Below are 15,634 nucleotides of genomic sequence, written 5' to 3' on the forward strand. Positions count from 1 at the left end.
GGGTCAGCCGGTGTAGGCCGGTCTCCCCCCGACCGGCCTGGCACCGCTCGCCGGGGCTGCACCCGATCCTGGAACCCACCCGGGCCGAGGACCCGGTGCCGACGTGGGCGAAGTCGAGCTCGGCGACGGCGCGGTCGAGGTACCCGGAGAGGTTGTCGGCGAACCCGGAGCCGCTGGCGTCGTCGAACCAGTCGTCGCGGAAGTGGTGGTCGGGCCCGCTGTCGTGGAGCTCGACGAACCCGGTCGTGACGTGGTCGAACCAGGGACCGACGAGGTGCTCGGAGCCGTGGACGGACCGGTCGACACGGTGGTCGACGTGGTGGTCGGGCCCGGCACCGACAGGGGCGGCGCGGTGGTGGGAGGAATCGGTCGGGTCGGTCCGGTCACCGACCGCACCACCACCGGCAACGACGCATCCGACGATGGGCCGTCGTCCTCGCCATAGCGGGCGATCACCCGCACCTCGAAAGCAACGTCTCTCGGCACCGTCAGGTCGACCGTGCCGAGGTCTCCGACCACCTCGACCGGCTCGGGATCGCCGTCCTGGCCGTCACCGTCCTGGCGAGCGGCGATCACCAGGTAGGAGGTCGGTGCCGGCCCCGGAGGAGCTTGCCAGTACACGGTGACCAGCCCGGGTGCGTCCGAGTCGACGTCATCATCGGCGACCGCTACGACCCCGGTGGGGGTGCGGGCCGGACGGTACGGGCGACACGGCTGGTTGCGCAGCGAAACACCTTGGGTGGTCACGTCGGGGAGGGTGCATGCCGGCAAGGTCGAGGGAACCTCAGGGGCCTGGGCCGACGGAACCCGAGGGAGCACCACCCGTGATGGAGACGTCACGCTGTGGCCGATCTCGTTGACGGCGGCACCATCGATCGTGTCGAACATCCACAGCGGCTGGTTGCCGCCCGGGGCTTCGATGTTCACCCGGATCTGGGAGCCGGCCCGGATCACATGGGCGAAGGGAAACAGCTCGACCCGAACCGGGGTGAAGACTCCGGCTTGCAGTGGCGCGGCGTCTTCGGCCTGATGGGTGTGGAACGGCACCAGTTCGGTCGATCGGGCCGGATCCAGAGCCCGGTGACTGGCTCGGAGCCAGCCGCTCTGGATGAAGACCTCTTGCCCGTCGGGGCGGACCTCGGTGAGGGTCACCTCGATATCGGTGTCTACCGCGGTCGAGCGGAGCCACAGATCCACCGAACCCTGCCCGGCGTAGGCCGTGGTCTCGGAGTAGGGAGCGGTCAGGTAGCTGAGCGAGTTGCCCTCGGCCAGTGGATCCCAGCGGTAGTCAGGGTGAGGGCGCCAGGCCTCACCAGAGTCACCGGCCAGGGTCTTGCGACGCTTGGTGGTGGGGTCGTAGACGTAGGCGCTGGCAGCACGAGCCACACCATCGGGCACGGTTGCCGGGAACTCCCAGAGCTGCCCGTCGGGGTGGAGGTAGAGCTGTTCACCTTCGAGACCGTCGAGGGGCCAAGACGAGTGACGGGTCTCGGCCGTTCCCACGGGCAGGCCTTCGGATCCGGTGACGGCCCCGTTCTCCCACTTGATGCGTATGTGAGGTTGAGCCTCGTAACCGGCGCGGGCCGCGGCATAGGAGGGAGCATCGGCGAACGGGGCCGGAGGTAAGGCGAAGGCGGCAGTATCGGAGCTACCGAAGATGTCGGACGCCAAGATCCCGGGGGCAAAGGCCGCCACCAGCGGGTTGATGGCGGGGATGCGGTGGCCAACGTAGATGTCGGTGAACGCCATCACCTGAACGAGCTCGGTCGGGGCCATTGGTTCGATGTGAGCACCGTTGGTGAAGCTGGCGAACACCTCGGTGTCGGGATCGAACAAGGGAACCAGGTTGGCGGCGCTGCCACCGGTCTGTTCGTCTTGCCACTGGCTGGCCAGGTAGGTGGGAACCTCGATCCGATCCACGAACGTTTCGGTGTTGAGGTAGTCGAACTCGTGCTCAGCGAAAGGAGTGGACCGGATGCGTTCCAGCAGCGGCTCGCTCTGGAGCCGCAGGTCCTGGTTGCGTGCGCACACCGTGTCGCCATCGGCGATGCGGTTGCGGGCCCAGCCCCGGGCTGCGGGCCGGGCCCCGTTCTCCCGGTCGGTGGCCCACTCCACCGCGAACCCGTCGTTGAGGATGCCTCCCGGGTACAAGATGGCGCTGTAGGTGTCCGAATAGGGCGACAACGGCGTGATGGCCCGAAGGTGGGGGGGCCGGGTGGCAGCCACATAGAGCTGGCTGTAGCCGGAGTAGGAGATGCCGGTGAGCCCGATGTTTCCGTTGGACCAGCTCTGGCGGGCCAGGAGTTCCACCAGGTCGTAGCCGTCGGTTGCCTGGAGGTCCTCCATGAACTCGAAGGCACCACCCGAACAGACAGTGCCGCGCATGTTGACCCCGACGACCACGTAGCCCTGAGCCACGTAGAGCAGCGACTCCGAGGGTGGGTTGCCTGGTTTGGAGGGGTCGTATCCCGAGTAGTTCACCACCACTGGCCACGGGCCTGGCCCCGCGTCGACCGGGAAGTTGACGTTGACCGACAGCTTCGTGCCGTCGCGGGTGGTCAGGTATCCATAGCCGGCCAGGATCGGGTGCGCCGAGGCCTCGGCGTCGTACCAGGAACTGTCGGGGTGATCATCGGGGTCGGTGACGGTCAGCGAATCGACCGTCTCGCCGCCACTCGTGACCTCGTACCCGCTGGCCGCTTCGACCTTGCGAAACAGGTAGGCCCCGGCGGAGTCAGCGGTTCCGGCATCGACCAGATCCCCGTCGTGGTCGTTCAGCTCCACGTCTTGTCCGGGTGTGAGCCCGGTGACGTACACCTGGTTCACGCTGCCACCGGCGTTGAAGGGCGCGGCCGCCGAGGCGGGATCCACCAGAACCGGATTGGCCGCCGCCACCACAACGGCGGCCGCGACTGCGATGCGACGAAGCAACGAATCCATTCCCCTGTTAGGGCTCCGGCGACTGAGGTCCGGAACCTGGAATAACCAGTGTTATCCAGGTTGGTCCGCTCGATCCAACCGAGACCATCCACTGGGACCCCACGGCATCTGTGGGTTCGAGGACCTCAGGACGAGACGAGGGCCCGAGGCGAAGAGGCTGCGGATCGGCGGCGTCGCGGCGCCGGATTCGGCCAAAGGTCGGTGAGCGTGGCCAGCACGTCCTCGGCCACACCCAGACCGCCCAGGTGGCTCTCACCCACCAGGGTCTCCAGTTGGGCGTCGGCGATCCGGGAGACCATGTGTTCACCGTGGGCGTAGGGAACGATGTGGTCGGCATCTCCGTGCCACCACCGAACCGGCACCTCCACCTCTCCCACCTCGAAACCCCAGTGCCGACCGAAAAGCACCAGGTCCGAGATGGGTGCCGATATCTGGCGGCGGGAGCCGTTGAGCAGGTCGTCGAGGAACATCGCCTTGAACGCCGGCTGTTCGAGCAGGCGGCGGTCGCCCTCGGGTGACAGACGGCCGTAGAGGGCGATGGCCGGGTTGGCCAACGGGCGGCTGACCTTCAACAGGCCGGCCAAGGTCATAGACAGGGGGACCCTCCCGACCCGGATGACGGGGGCAAACCGTCGGGCCAGGGCAACAGCACCACCATCGGTGGCATCGACCCCGACCGTGGGGCCACCCCACCGAGCACTCCCACACCGACGGCACGGTCCGGGAACCTCCGGGCCATGGCCAAGGCGTAGGGCCCGCCGCCCGACAGCCCCACCACGGCAAAGCGATCGATGCCCAAGCCGGCCATGACGATCTCCATGTCGGCGGCGAAGTCCAGTACCTGGCCGTAGACGTGAGGAGTGGACGATCCGATTCCCGGGCGGTCTATCCCCACGATCCGAAGACCCTGATCCCAGGCCATCGATCGGGCCTCGGCAGGCACCTGGCGGCGCGCCCCGGGGGTGCCGTGGAACCAGAACACCGGTCGGCCATCGTGGGGGCCGAACTCAGAGAAGCCGATTCGGCGGCCGGAGGCGACGGGAATGGTGCCTTCGACCCGGGGAGGAAGAACTGCGGTCACCCAGAGAGCTTTCCACACCACAGCCCGTAGGCACAGGGGTCCTGGGAAGGATCAGCGGGCGACGTGGGCAGGCGCGTAGACGAACGACGGTGTGACCCCGCTGCACGACGCGTGCCAGCTCACAGCCATCGCGTCGGCGGGGATGGCCACTGTGTAGATCTGTTCGCCGAATCCTCGCCCCGGCTCGTGGTGACCGATCCCGACGGTGGCACCCGATGGCAACTCGACCACGGCCAGGATCGACACGGTGTTGTACGGCGGGCATTGGGTCAGTCCCACCAGGCCGGGAAAGGGTCCGACCACATGGACAGCGGGCGGAGCGGAACCGGTCGTCACCTCGAAGCCAGCGGGTGAGTACAGCCATCCCTCACACACAGCAAAGACGTTGAACGCACCCGGAACCACGGGATCGGCGAACTCGCCGGCCCGGTAGGTGAGGTCGATGGAGGTCGACCACGTCCCGTCGGGAGCGGCGGTGACGAGACGACGTCCATAGTGGAAACGACCAGCAGAGGGCACCCGGCCCTGGGCAACGCCGACCAGGACGCGACCGCTACATCCCGACCCTGCGACCTCGAGTGTCCCGTCACTGACCACCGCGGGGACCGTGAGGGTCGGCGTGGGCAAGGGTGCCCACGATCCACCGACGGTCACGGCTACGGGTTGGTAGTCGAAGCGCACGACGTCGGCGCCGTCGGACGCCATGGAGAAGTCTGGCTCGAGACAGGACGCCTCGACTTCGGCGGGACCCGACGGTGCCCATTCGGGCACGGCCACCTCGGCCGTGTCGCCACCTGAGGTCGTAGTGGTGGCCAGGCCGAAACGGGCAGTACCCGAGCCCGCCACCAGGCGCACCTCCACATACTGGAAGTCCTCGTCGCATCCGGTGGCGTCGACCGTCAGCTCCGAGCCGCGGACGACGGTGGTGGTCCCCACGCTGAGCGAGGCGCCAACCGGAGCCGGGACGGTTCCGAGTGGTGGGGCCGGAAGCACGGGTGTGGGCTGGCATGCGGCCATCGCCCATACCGCCACCGCCCCGGCGAACAGGGCTTTCGTCCGCCGCCACCGGGAACGATGGTTCACGACGAGCAGATCTGTGGCGGAGTTGGGGATCTCGGACATCTTGCGGACTTCCTCGCTGGTGGCACTCAGATTCCGTCTCGCCCCCCGACCGAGCCGAGGCCTGCTTACCGAGCGTGTCGAAAGCACAATATCGACCACGCTGCGTGTTGTCACCTGGGGACCCAGCGGATGGGTCCAGGCGTAGAACCCGAGCACTCACCACCTTGGATCCGTGGTACGGATTGACCATGCCCACGCCCCCGCTCCCCTTGGTGGAACGTCACCACGACCGAGCCGAGCACGTCGCTATCAAAATGGGAGGGGTCGAGCTCACCTACGGGGAACTGGACCGGGCCGTCAACCAGGCGGCGGCAGCGCTCGCGGCGCAATCATCGGGAGCGGGGGTCATCGCCGTTCCAGCCGTGCCCGAGGTAGAGACGGTGGTGGCGACCCTGGCGGCGCTGCGCGCCGGGGTCACCGTCACCCCGCTCAACCCTGGCGCGGGGACCGCAGAACTGGCCCACATGGTCGACGACTGTCGGCCTGCCTTGGTGGCATGCCGACCCGACCTCGATCTTCCTGCCCCGGTGTCACACCTGGCTCGTCTCGGCGTAACCGTCGATACCGGCTCGTCAACCCAGGCGCGACATGGGGCCACCCCCGCAAGTCCCGGGCCTGACGATGTAGCGCTGGTGGTCTACACATCGGGCACGACAGGCCCCCCCAAGGGGGTGATGCTGTCCCACCAGGCCCTCGCCCACGACCTGGACAGCCTGGCCGACGCCTGGCACCTGACCGCCGACGATGTGTTGGTCCAGTCCCTGCCCCTGTTTCACGTTCACGGGTTGGTCCTCGGCGTACTCGGCCCCCTACGCCTCGGTGCCACCGTTCACCACCTCGGACGCTTCGATGCTCACCGGACGATCGATGCCTTCGATCGGGGGGGCACCGTCCTCTACGGCGTGCCCACCATGTACCACCGACTGGCGGACGCGGTGACCGACAACAAACCCCTGGCCCGGTCGCTGGGGAACGCTCGGCTCTTGGTCTCAGGGTCGGCCGGCCTTCCCGCGCACGACCGACAACGCCTGGCTGACGCCACCGGTCAAGCGGTGTTGGAGCGCTACGGGATGACCGAGACTCTCATCACCTGCGCAATGACGGTGGGCGGAAACGGCGGGCCGGGCACCGTCGGTCCTCCCCTACCCGGGGTGGAGCTCCGCCTGGTAACCGAGGAAGGCGCGGTCGTCGAGGCCGACGACCACGCCACCGTGGGCGAGATCGAGGTCCGAGGACCAACCTTGTTCAACGGATATCTGGGCCAACCTGAGGCCACCGCGGCATGTTTCGACACCGACGGGTGGTTCCGCACCGGTGACCTGGCCAACTGGTCCGACGGCGGCGCGGTCACCATTTCGGGTCGCCGGTCCGTCGATCTCATCAAGACCGGCGGCTATCGGGTAGGGGCCGGCGAGGTGGAGAATGCCCTGCTGAGCCACCCGGGTGTGGCCGAGGTGGCCGTGACAGCCGAGCCCGATCCGGACCTCGGTGAACAGATCGTGGCCTGGGTGGTCCCCGTCTCACCCGAACCGCCCCCGGCCGGGGACCTCGTCGACCACGTGAGTCGCCTGCTGAGCCCCCACAAACGGCCTCGCTCGGTCAGGTTCGTGTCAGCCCTGCCCCGCAACGAGTTGGGCAAGGTTCTGAAGCGCCAGTTGTCCGGTGACCCCGTATCCGAATCGGGTGCCTAGGTCCTCTGGACCCGAGCGAACGGGTTCGGTCGGGTCCATAGGAGCTCGCCTTCAGTTGCCCGAGATCTGGGATCCGGCGGGAGCTTCCACGCTCAACACCAGTTCGTGCGCCGCCCATCGGGCCAACATCGACTCCAGCAGGTCGACCACGGCGGCCTCGCCGGGACTTCCAGGTCCAGCATGGGTCTCCACATAGGCCACGCACACGTCGGTCAAGGGGTCGGGGCGGATGCCCATGGCATGGAGACCCTCGATCGGTAGCGCATCCGACACTGGCTCCAGGCCGAGCTCATATGCCACCTGAGACGCGAGGGTGGTGGCCGTGGCCCACAGCCACCTACCGGGTAGCGGGACCCCGTAGATGCCTCCCAGACGCGACGCAGCAGGATCGGGCAGGTAGATGTCGGCGTTCGGCTCGCAACCGGGCGCTAGGTCCAAGAAGCGAAGGGCCTGACCCGATTGGCGCTGAGAATGAGCCCGTCCCACCGCGTTGCGGAACGCACCAGCCCCGATGCGAACCGGCATGGACCACCCGTGAGAACAGGTCTCCTCGTTCGGCCCCGATGGTGCACCGTGTCCAGCACATGGGCCATGGGGAACGGGAGCCACCGCGAGCACGACCTCGTCTCCGTGCTTGACCCTGACACCGGTCCCCGGCAGAAAATGACAGAGGGTGGCTGCCACCCTCAGTGTGCTCATTCCACGATCGCTGATCATCGCTTCACCTCCGGAGCGGATGTTAGGTACTCCTAACATTCTTAGCAAAGTAGCCGCACCAATCCGAGCTACAACCCGCTCGGGACGCCTCCGGTGGCAACTGTGCACGGTTCCCCGTACCGTCTTGGCACCGATCGCCCCGAGGACCCAGATGACCGACACCACCGCCACACAGTCCAACACCAACTCCGGTGACCATCACGACGCACTCGCCGACACTCGCCCCCCCTCGGCAGCGATTCCGGCCTCTCCGACCACGTACGAACCGTGAAGGCCAACGGCATCGAGATCGCATACGAGACCTTCGGGAACAAGACCGATCCGGCGATCCTGCTGGTCATGGGACTCGGCACCCAGATGCTGGCGTGGCGGGACGAGATGTGTGAAGCGATGGCCGACGCCGGCCACTACGTGATCCGCTACGACAACCGCGACGTCGGCCTCTCCACCCACATAGATGCACCGGTACCCAGGCTCACCGACATGGTCCTCAAGCGGGGAGCGCCCTACACCATCGCCGACATGGCCAACGACGGCATCGGGCTGCTCGACGCCCTGGGCATCGAGCAGTTCCACCTGGTCGGAGCCTCCATGGGTGGGATGATCGCCCAGACCATGGCGATCGTGCATCCGAGCCGGATCCTCACCCTCACACTGATCATGACGTCCACCGGATCTCGCCGAGTGGGGCGACCCACCACATCGGTGATGAGGAGACTGGCCGCCAGCACCGAACCGTCCGACCGTGACGCCGCCATCGAGGCGACCGTCGAGACCTACCGCGTCGTCGGATCCCCCGCCCACCTCGACGAGGACCACATTCGCGACCTGGCCGGCCGGGCCTTCGATCGGGCCCACAACCCCGCGGGCCGTCAACGCCAACTGGCGGCGATCATGGCCCAACCCGACCGGACCGCGGCTCTGCGCAAGCTCAAGATCCCCACCCTGGTCATCCACGGCCTCGACGATCCGCTGGTCACACCCAGCGGCGGTCTGGCTCTAGCCAAGGCGATACCCGGTGCCACCTTCATCGGCCACGCCGGCATGGGCCATGACATCTCCCACACCATGTGGCGCACCGTCACCGACGACATCCTCAGGCTGATGGCCCGCCCCTCCTGACCACACCCATCCCAACCTGCCCCGGGTCGTTCCGGGTGAGACTGGTGTCGGTTACGGTCCGGAAATGCCCAACGATTCCGGCAAACCGATCACCGAGGACCCGACCACCGGCTCCGCCGAATCATCGGAGGGTGAAGCCCGAGCCATCCTGCTCACCCACGACGAGTCCCGCGTCCGGACGCTCACCCTCAACCGCCCCGATGCCCTCAACGCCTGCAACGAAGCCCTCTATGACGCCCTCACCGACGGGCTCTTGGATGCGGCTGAGGACCCCACCGTCGCCGTCGTTCTGCTGACCGGCAACGGCCGGGCGTTCTGCGCCGGGACCGACCTCGTGGAGATGGGCGCCCGGGTCCTGGACCCCGACGGGTTCCAGGAGGGCAAGCACGGCTTCCTCGGCCTGATCGACGCACTGACCGAGTTCCCCAAACCATTGGTCATCGCCGTGAACGGTCTGGGACTCGGGATCGGAGCGACCATTCTGGGGTTCGCCGACCTGGCCTTCATGGCCGACACCGCTCGGCTCAAATGTCCCTTCACCAGCCTGGCCGTCGCCCCCGAGGCGGCATCGAGCTACCTGTTCCCTCTCCTGGTCGGGCGCCAGAACGCCACCTGGGCCCTCCTCAGCAGCGAGTGGATCAGCGCCGCCGAAGCCTTGGAGATGGGCCTGGTGTGGAAGGTCACCGAACCAGAGAACCTGCTGGCTGAAGCCCGCCGCCACGCCGAGGTGTTGGCAGCCAAACCCATCTCCAGCCTGGTGGCGTGCAAACGGGTCATCACCGCACCGGTCCGGGCCGAGATCGCCGCGGCCCGAGAGCGAGAGAACCAATGCTTCATCGACCTGATGGGTGGGCCCGCCAACGCCGAGGCACTGGCCGCCTTTGCCGAAGGCCGAGCGCCGGACTTCACCAACCTGCCGCCCGGTTGGTGAACATGCGGGCATGACCAGCGAAGAACTGGGAGACTCGGGCAGTTCAGGGGGTTCGCCTGACCCCGAGATCTAGGGGATCGCTCAGCAAGATGTCAGACGGCACCACCAACCCGCGGCCGCGCCGACCAACCACCTCCGTCGACGCCGCATCGATCGGCGCTCTGCTCACCCACGTCGAAGCCGTGGTGGTGGGCGTCGACGAGAACGGTACCGTCACGTTCCTCAGCCCGTCAGCCCGCTCCGTCCTCGGCCATGAACCGGCGGTGGCGGTCGGACGATCGGTGCTGGAATTCATGCACCCCGATGAGATCTACCGCTTCGAGGAGTTCTTCGGTTTCGCGACCGAGGGACAACGGTCGAGTAGCCAACCCACCGTCAAGATCCGCCACATCGACGGGACGTGGGTCGACATGACCCTCGACATCACGGTCGGACCCGACGTCGAGCCCTTCGGTGCTCTCATCGCCACGTTGAAGAGCACGGTCGACGCCACCCCAGCCGAGATGGAGCTACGAGCTCGGTTGACCCGCGAGGACCGACTGGTGCGGCTGGCCTCGGCGATCCTGGGCCTCGACCTGGCCAGCTTCGACGAAGGCGTCAACGAGGCCCTGTCTCAACTCGGTGGCCTACCTGGAGTCGACCGGTGCACGGTGATGCGCGTCAGAGGTGACCACTGCGTGAAGACCCACCAGTGGTGTAGCCGCCGGGTCCGACCTTCGACTCGTGATCAGGTTCCCATCGACTGGCTCGAGGGGACCTTCGGACCCGAGTGGCGAGACGACCTGTACTTCGAGACCGCCGAACAGATGCACCGCACCGACATCGTCGGCGTTCAAGAGATGGACGACGACGGCATCCGTTCCAGCGTGGCCGTCCCGATGCTCCATGACGGGAAGTTCTCGGGGTTCGTGGCCTTCGGCAGCAAGGAGGTCGGTCCGCTTCGAGGTAGCGAAGTCCTGTCGCTGCTGCGCAGCGCGGCCAGTCTGCTGGGTGAGGCACTGGCCCGCCACGATGCCGAACTGGAGCTCGCCCACCGAGCCCGCACCGACCTGCTGACCGACATCGACAGCCGATGGGCGTTCCTCGATGCCGTGAGCGACGGCCTGCAACGCCTGGGCTGCGGGGCTATCGGTGGTCTCGCCCTGCTGCTCATCGATCTCGATCGGTTCAAGCTGGTCAACGACTCTTTGGGTCACCTGACCGGAGACCAGGTGTTGGCTGGCGTCGCCGCTCGCCTCCGGCATTTCAGCCGGCCCGGGGAACGCCTCGGGCGCCTGGGCGGGGACGAGATCGTGATCCTGCTCGAGGGCGAGCGCCCCGACAGCTTCCGAGACCGGGTCCCCGAGCTCATGGCCGTTTTCGACACTCCGATCGAGATCGGCGACCGTCAGTGCACCATCACGGGCAGCGGCGGCGTCGCCATCGCGCAGCCCGGCGATCGACCCGAGGAACTCCTGAGCCGGGCCGACGCGGCCATGTTCCGGGCCAAGGACCTGGGGAGGGACCGTGTCGAGATGTATGACACCGCCCTGGCCGACCTGCTCACCCGGCGATACCGCCTGGAGGCAACCCTGCGCCAAGCGGTGCGCGACGGCGAGCTGGAGCTGTACTACCAACCTGAGCTCCACTTCCCGACCCGATCCATCCACGGCGTCGAAGCCCTGGTCCGCTGGAACCATCCCGTCGACGGACTGCTGTCGGCCGCCGAGTTCATCCCGATCGCCGAGGAGAGCGGCCTGATCGTTGAGCTGGGAACGTGGGTGTTTGCCGAAGCCTGCCGCCAGCTTGCGGCATGGCAGGGTTCCGGTCATTGGCCCCTGGTACGGGTAAACGTCTCGGCCAAGCAGCTCAACCACCCCGACGTGGTCGACGACCTGCTGGGTTTGATTCACAGCTCCGGAGTCGACCCGAGCTTCTTGTGCGTGGAGCTGACCGAGACCGCGGTGATGGCAGACCCCGATCTGTCGCTCGAGGTCCTGGGCAAGTTGGCAGGCCTGGGAATCCAACTGGCAATAGACGACTTCGGTACGGGCTACTCGTCGCTCAGCTACCTCAAGCGCCTGTCCATGCACGTGCTCAAGATCGACCGCTCGTTCGTGGACGGCTTGGGCCGATCCGCCGACGACATGGCGATTGTGGCCGCCATCATCTCCTTGGCCAACACCCTCGGTCTCACCGTGACCGCCGAAGGCATCGAGGACCCGGCTCAACTCGACGCGCTCACCGAACTGGGCTGTGAATATGGCCAGGGGTGGCTGTTCGCCAGAGCGATGCCCGCCAACCAGGTCACCGACCTGCTCGGAACAGAAGCCCCCTTCGGTTGAGTTGGCGCGACACCGACAGAAAGTTCGAGTGATGCCACCATGGCAGCCATGACCCGCTCTGCACCCTCACGGCTCGCCACCACCGCCGCCGCCCTCGCCGCTCTCACCGTCGGCGTGTGGGCTCCCTCGGCGAGCGCCCACACCGAGGCTGACTACGTGGCCGTACCCGCTGGCGCCGAAGCGACGCTCACCCTGCGCCCCACCCACGGATGCGGTGATTCACCCACCGTGGCGGTGGCCATCCAAGCCCCGGTCGAGGGAGCCACGGCCGGAGACGTGGAAGGCTGGGCGGCGACGGCCACACCCGACGGACGGGGCAACACCGTGCTGGAGTGGACCGGCGGCTCTCTTCCCGCCGACCAGGCCGGAGCCTTCCCGATCAGCTTCTCCACCCCCGACAACGCGGGGCGCCTGCTGGTGTTCCCATCGGTCCAGGAATGTGAGAACGGTGAGACCTTGTCGTGGATAGATGGCGACCCGGCCAGCGAGTACCCGGTGCCGCGCCTGCTCATCCTGCCCGTCGGGTCGAGCTCGGCCCGCTCAATCGAAGACGTCCCGCCCGATGCCCCCGGACGTGACCAGTTGACCGCGGTGATCGAGATCGGTGAACCGGCTTCGACGACCACGACCACGACCACGCCCGAGGGTTCCGACCTCACGACCACCTCGGCCGCTACCGGCTCCTCGACCACTTCCGCGACCGAAGACGGCTCTGCCGATGGCACCTCGGCCGATGCGATCGGGGCGTCAGGGTCCGAATCGACCTCGGCAGAGGACGACGGCTCCTCCAGCACCACCCTGATCGTCGTGATCGGAGTGGTCGTGGTGGCGGGGATCGGTGGCCTGGTTCTCCAGCTCCGGCGACGTTCGCACCAGTAGGGTCCCCGGATCCCGCACCACCGCTCCAGGGGAACAGCCATGACCGAGATCCACGGTTCTTGTCGAGACGACTTCGCCCCGGTGAAGGAGCGGTTCGCCGCCAACTTCGCCGATGGTCTCGAACGAGGCTCCAGTGTTTCTGTGACCCTCGGGGGTGAGGCCGTCGTCGACCTGTGGGCCGGAGATGCCGATGCCGAGGGAAACCCATGGCAGGACAGCTCCATCACCAACGTGTGGTCCACCACCAAGACGATGTCGGCCATCACCATGTTGATGTTGGCCGACCGGGGCCAGCTCGACCTCGATGCTCCGGTGGCCGACTACTGGCCGGAGTTCTCGGCCAACGGCAAGGGCGCGGTCACCATGGCGCACGTGCTGGGCCACACCGCGGGAGTGCCGGGTTGGGATCCCGAGATAGCGCCCGAGGACCTCTACGACTGGGACAAGGTGACCCGACTGTTGGCTGAGGGGCCGTTGTGGTGGGAACCGGGAACGGCGTCGGGTTACCACGCGGTGTCGCAGGGCTTCATCGAAGGCGAAGTGGTGCGACGCGTCACCGGGCGCAGCATCGGAACGTTCTTTCGTGACGAGGTCGCCGGACCGTTGGGCGCCGACTTCCACATCGGGCTCCCGGCCGAAGAAGACCATCGCTTCTCCCCGATCGTTGCCCCCGACCGTTCGATCCACGATGTGGTCGGGCTGGACCGAGGGTCGGTGGCCCTCCGGGTGTTGGCCAGTTGTCCGTTGACTGGGGCCGAGCCGAACACTCGAGCCTGGCGAGAATCAGAACTTCCGGCCGTGGGCGGCATCGGCAATGCCCGCTCCGTCGGTCGGATCCACAGCGCCCTGGCCTGCCAAGGCACCGTCGACGGGGTGACCCTCATGTCGCCTCAGGGCGTGGAGCGCATCTTCACCGAACAACACCACGATGTGGACCTGGTGTTCGGCACCAGGATGCGTATGGGCACCGGCTTCGGGCTCCCCAACGAGAACGTCCCCCTCGGCACCGGTGGTCGGGTCTGCTTCTGGGGAGGTTGGGGCGGGAGCCTGTCGGTGATCGACGTGGACCGAGGTCTCACCGTCTCCTACGTGATGAACAAGATGGCACCGGCCCTCATCGGCGACCTGCGCGGTGCCCTTCTGGTGTTCGCCGCCTACCAGTCCCTGGCGGGCTAGCTCGCCGGACCGATGCGTGGCCTCGGTCCGGCCATTGCGTGCTCACGGGCCGGGGAGGGTCAGTCCTGGGGGTCGGGTTCGCCACCTTGATTGCGTCGCCGCACGGCCACCACGCCTCCGGCGATGGCCGCGGCGGCCACCACCGCTCCGGCCACCAGCACCGTCGAGGCCGACCCGCCGTCGTCACCGCCGCCACCGCCCGTTTCCTGGGCTGCAGCCAACGTGGTGGACGGCGACGGGACTGCGCCGTCATCGACCGCCTCGTCGGTGACGGCACCGCGGAACGGGCCGCTTATCTCATAGGTGATCCCTCCCACCGCTGCGTCCATGGCAACACCAGGCAGGATCTCGGCCACCTTCTTGGGGGTGGGTCCCCGTTGGCTGGAGAAGTACAACCGGTCACGGCTCGGGTTGAAGCAAGGTCCGGTAACCTCGGAACCTTCATGGCCTGGCTCGGCCACCCGCACGAACGGCGCCACAACACCTTGGGCGGTGATCATCACCACTTCCATGTTGGCCCCGTCCTCGGCCACATAGAGGTCACCGGTACCAGCATCGACGGTGAGGTTGTCCACCCCAGACAACACCGCACCCTCCACACCCAGGCGGTCGGGTTCCCCCTTCCAGATCACCTCGTGGTGCTGAGCGGCGATGTCGATGGCGTGAACGGAGTGGTCTCCCTTGGTGGTGAAGTAGACGATCCCGTCGTGGGCCCAGCAACCCTCTCCACCGCTGAACCGGGTTGCGGTGGGTGCCTGATCTCTGGTGGCAGCGGTGGTCGCCGACGGGTCGGCGATCTCGGCCCAGGTGACCGCACCATCGGCGTCTACAACCGCGGCCTCCAATTTGCCTTCGGAGAGGTCGGGGTACTTCGAAGGTGTGAAGCGGTAGAACAGCCCGAGCGGGTGGTCCTGGGTGAGGTACAGGGTTTCGGTGGCCTCATCCACCGCCACCGCCTCGTGTGAGAACAAGCCCATGGCCGGGTGGGCCACCGCCTCCTTCTTACCGGTTGGGTCGCACTCCCACACCCGACCCTTCTCTTCGAAGTTCTCCTCACATGACAGCCACGTGCCCCACGGGGTGGGTCCGCCGGCACAGTTGGAGTTGCTGCCCTCCAGGATCGGGTAGGCGTCGGTGATCTTCCCGTCGCGGTCGTAGCGGACAGCAGTGACACCACCGGCGTCGGCCAGCATGAAGGAGAACACCTCGCTGTTGCAGGTGTGGATCCAGCCTCCGTCGTCGGTGGCGAAGGTGGCCGCGCCGTCGGGGAACAGGTGCCACCGCTGGTCGGTGTCACCTACCGGTTCCCCAGCCACTCCCACGATGCGTGACGTGAAACCCTCCGGTAGCAACAGTCCGTTCTCGTCTGGTTCGGTGGCCAGCGGACCATACGGACCTTCGCCCGGAACGGCCGGCTCGGCACCGGCTGAGGCCATGGCGAGGTGGGGCAGGACCGCCCCACCCGCACCGGCCGCCACCGCTCGCGCCAAGAATGCTCGCCTATCCATCGGGTCCCCTTTCGGTCCGCACGGCACCACGGCTCGGGCCGACGGACACGATGAGGTTAGGCAGAGCGACATTGCGGGCGCAGCCCGACCCAATGGTCCTGGTGACCTGTTCACGTGGCCCTTTGGGGAGCGGTCCGCCGTCG

At 67.3% G+C, this 15,634-nt stretch carries 10 protein-coding genes and 1 pseudogene; 6 read left to right on the top strand and 5 right to left on the bottom strand.

The genetic code is table 11. From position 1 onward, the window contains the following. Nucleotides 1-3: 3 nt before the first annotated feature. The 3 genes and pseudogenes from IPG97_06625 to IPG97_06635 all read right to left on the bottom strand — a co-directional run bounded on the left by IPG97_06625 (nucleotide 4) and on the right by IPG97_06635 (nucleotide 5,143). Nucleotides 4-2,940 (bottom strand): CocE/NonD family hydrolase, encoded by a 2,937-nt coding sequence (locus tag IPG97_06625; protein MBK6856226.1) that lies wholly within the window; start codon nucleotides 2,938-2,940, stop codon nucleotides 4-6. Between the two features lie 125 nt (nucleotides 2,941-3,065). Beyond that, a pseudogene (locus IPG97_06630) lies at nucleotides 3,066-4,021 on the bottom strand (alpha/beta hydrolase). Between the two features lie 51 nt (nucleotides 4,022-4,072). Continuing rightward, on the bottom strand, nucleotides 4,073-5,143 hold the full coding sequence (locus IPG97_06635) for a hypothetical protein (GenBank protein MBK6856227.1): 1,071 nt from the start codon (nucleotides 5,141-5,143) through the stop codon (nucleotides 4,073-4,075). A gap of 188 nt (nucleotides 5,144-5,331) precedes the next feature. Between IPG97_06635 and IPG97_06640 the strand changes: the two genes are divergently transcribed. Next, a complete protein-coding gene (locus tag IPG97_06640) occupies nucleotides 5,332-6,834 on the top strand; it encodes an AMP-binding protein (GenBank protein MBK6856228.1) in 1,503 nt (500 codons plus the stop codon). Between the two features lie 51 nt (nucleotides 6,835-6,885). On the opposite strand, the gene IPG97_06645 is transcribed toward IPG97_06640, so the two are convergent. Next, entirely contained in the window at nucleotides 6,886-7,359 is a 474-nt protein-coding gene (locus tag IPG97_06645) for a hypothetical protein (protein ID MBK6856229.1), read from the bottom strand. A gap of 531 nt (nucleotides 7,360-7,890) precedes the next feature. Here IPG97_06645 and IPG97_06650 point away from each other — a divergent pair. The 5 genes from IPG97_06650 to IPG97_06670 all read left to right on the top strand — a co-directional run bounded on the left by IPG97_06650 (nucleotide 7,891) and on the right by IPG97_06670 (nucleotide 13,983). After that, the gene (locus tag IPG97_06650; protein ID MBK6856230.1) at nucleotides 7,891-8,673 is read left to right on the top strand and encodes an alpha/beta fold hydrolase; all 783 of its coding nucleotides are present in this window, start codon (nucleotides 7,891-7,893) and stop codon (nucleotides 8,671-8,673) included. A 64-nt stretch (nucleotides 8,674-8,737) separates the two neighbouring features. Continuing rightward, a complete protein-coding gene (locus IPG97_06655) occupies nucleotides 8,738-9,604 on the top strand; it encodes an enoyl-CoA hydratase/isomerase family protein (protein MBK6856231.1) in 867 nt (288 codons plus the stop codon). Nucleotides 9,605-9,693: 89 nt separating this feature from the next. After that, nucleotides 9,694-11,928 (top strand): bifunctional diguanylate cyclase/phosphodiesterase, encoded by a 2,235-nt coding sequence (locus IPG97_06660; protein MBK6856232.1) that lies wholly within the window; start codon nucleotides 9,694-9,696, stop codon nucleotides 11,926-11,928. Between the two features lie 48 nt (nucleotides 11,929-11,976). After that, nucleotides 11,977-12,807, top strand: a complete 831-nt coding sequence (locus IPG97_06665; protein MBK6856233.1) for a DUF1775 domain-containing protein — start codon at nucleotides 11,977-11,979, stop codon at nucleotides 12,805-12,807. Nucleotides 12,808-12,846: 39 nt separating this feature from the next. Then, nucleotides 12,847-13,983, top strand: a complete 1,137-nt coding sequence (locus tag IPG97_06670; GenBank protein MBK6856234.1) for a beta-lactamase family protein — start codon at nucleotides 12,847-12,849, stop codon at nucleotides 13,981-13,983. Between the two features lie 59 nt (nucleotides 13,984-14,042). Here the strand turns inward: IPG97_06670 and IPG97_06675 are convergent, their stop codons facing one another. Beyond that, nucleotides 14,043-15,491 (bottom strand): DUF839 domain-containing protein, encoded by a 1,449-nt coding sequence (locus IPG97_06675; protein ID MBK6856235.1) that lies wholly within the window; start codon nucleotides 15,489-15,491, stop codon nucleotides 14,043-14,045. Between the last annotated feature and the right edge of the window lie 143 nt (nucleotides 15,492-15,634).

The sequence above is a fragment of the Microthrixaceae bacterium genome, from assembly GCA_016702505.1.
Classification (GTDB): Bacteria; Actinomycetota; Acidimicrobiia; order Acidimicrobiales; family Iamiaceae; genus Aquihabitans.

Bases quoted from the DNA above. Each gene is read 5' to 3' on its own strand.
- IPG97_06625 (MBK6856226.1), bottom strand. From the start codon at position 2,940: ATGGATTCGTTGCTTCGTCGCATCGCAGTCGCGGCCGCCGTTGTGGTG.
- IPG97_06635 (MBK6856227.1), bottom strand. From the start codon at position 5,143: ATGTCCGAGATCCCCAACTCCGCCACAGATCTGCTCGTCGTGAACCAT.
- IPG97_06640 (MBK6856228.1), top strand. From the start codon at position 5,332: ATGCCCACGCCCCCGCTCCCCTTGGTGGAACGTCACCACGACCGAGCC.
- IPG97_06645 (MBK6856229.1), bottom strand. From the start codon at position 7,359: ATGCCGGTTCGCATCGGGGCTGGTGCGTTCCGCAACGCGGTGGGACGG.
- IPG97_06650 (MBK6856230.1), top strand. From the start codon at position 7,891: ATGGGACTCGGCACCCAGATGCTGGCGTGGCGGGACGAGATGTGTGAA.
- IPG97_06655 (MBK6856231.1), top strand. From the start codon at position 8,738: ATGCCCAACGATTCCGGCAAACCGATCACCGAGGACCCGACCACCGGC.
- IPG97_06660 (MBK6856232.1), top strand. From the start codon at position 9,694: ATGTCAGACGGCACCACCAACCCGCGGCCGCGCCGACCAACCACCTCC.
- IPG97_06665 (MBK6856233.1), top strand. From the start codon at position 11,977: ATGACCCGCTCTGCACCCTCACGGCTCGCCACCACCGCCGCCGCCCTC.
- IPG97_06670 (MBK6856234.1), top strand. From the start codon at position 12,847: ATGACCGAGATCCACGGTTCTTGTCGAGACGACTTCGCCCCGGTGAAG.
- IPG97_06675 (MBK6856235.1), bottom strand. From the start codon at position 15,491: ATGGATAGGCGAGCATTCTTGGCGCGAGCGGTGGCGGCCGGTGCGGGT.